Source organism: Pantoea sp. RIT413, from assembly GCF_003057675.2.
Lineage (GTDB): Bacteria > Pseudomonadota > Gammaproteobacteria > Enterobacterales > Enterobacteriaceae > Pantoea > Pantoea eucrina.
Genome location: NZ_QBJB02000029.1, coordinates 1 through 1533 on the forward strand (window position 1 = coordinate 1; position 1533 = coordinate 1533).

Sequence of the window (1533 nt, forward strand, 5' to 3'; positions counted from 1 at the left end):
CGTCGTATTCGTTCTCCGTAATAAGAACGATGCGCGATGCGGCCGGGTCTCAAGATTATCGCGATTCACAGCGTTCAAAACGCCTGTGGGTTGTGAGGTTAAGCGACCAAGCGTACACGGTGGATGCCCTGGCAGTCAGAGGCGATGAAGGACGTGCTAATCTGCGAAAAGCGCCGGCAAGGTGATATGAACCGCTACAGCCGGCGATGTCCGAATGGGGAAACCCGGTGCACCCAGTGCATCATCGCAGCATGAATACATAGTGCTGCGAGGCGAACCGGGGGAACTGAAACATCTAAGTACCCCGAGGAAAAGAAATCAACCGAGATTCCCCCAGTAGCGGCGAGCGAACGGGGAGCAGCCCAGAGCCTGAATCAGCTTGTGCGTTAGTGGAAGCGTCTGGAAAGGCGCGCGATACCGGGTGACAGCCCCGTACACGAAAACGCACTTGCTGTGAGCTCGAAGAGTAGGGCGGGACACGTGGTATCCTGTCTGAATATGGGGGGACCATCCTCCAAGGCTAAATACTCCTGACTGACCGATAGTGAACCAGTACCGTGAGGGAAAGGCGAAAAGAACCCCGGCGAGGGGAGTGAAACAGAACCTGAAACCGTGTACGTACAAGCAGTGGGAGCCTTCTTTATGGGGGTGACTGCGTACCTTTTGTATAATGGGTCAGCGACTTATATTCTGTAGCAAGGTTAACCGCATAGGGGAGCCGAAGGGAAACCGAGTCTTAATTGGGCGCTAAGTTGCAGGGTATAGACCCGAAACCCGGTGATCTAGCCATGGGCAGGTTGAAGGTTGGGTAACACTAACTGGAGGACCGAACCGACTAATGTTGAAAAATTAGCGGATGACCTGTGGCTGGGGGTGAAAGGCCAATCAAACCGGGAGATAGCTGGTTCTCCCCGAAAGCTATTTAGGTAGCGCCTCGTGAACTCATCTCCGGGGGTAGAGCACTGTTTCGGCTAGGGGGCCATCCCGGCTTACCAACCCGATGCAAACTGCGAATACCGGAGAATGTTATCACGGGAGACACACGGCGGGTGCTAACGTCCGTCGTGAAGAGGGAAACAACCCAGACCGCCAGCTAAGGTCCCAAAGTCATGGTTAAGTGGGAAACGATGTGGGAAGGCACAGACAGCCAGGATGTTGGCTTAGAAGCAGCCATCATTTAAAGAAAGCGTAATAGCTCACTGGTCGAGTCGGCCTGCGCGGAAGATGTAACGGGGCTAAACCATGCACCGAAGCTGCGGCAGCGAACGCGAGTTTGCTGGGTAGGGGAGCGTTCTGTAAGCCGCAGAAGGCGTGCTGTGAGGCATGCTGGAGGTATCAGAAGTGCGAATGCTGACATAAGTAACGATAAAGCGGGTGAAAAGCCCGCTCGCCGGAAGACCAAGGGTTCCTGTCCAACGTTAATCGGGGCAGGGTGAGTCGACCCCTAAGGCGAGGCCGAAAGGCGTAGTCGATGGGAAGCAGGTTAATATTCCTGCACTTGGTGTTGCTGCGAAGGGGGGACGGAGAAGGCTA

Annotated in this window: 1 rRNA gene; it reads left to right on the plus strand. The window is 55.0% G+C overall.

The window, feature by feature from the left end:
• Window positions 1–96: 96 nt before the first annotated feature.
• Window positions 97–1533: ribosomal RNA gene (locus tag DBY66_RS17695) — 23S ribosomal RNA — on the plus strand; the annotation flags it as partial.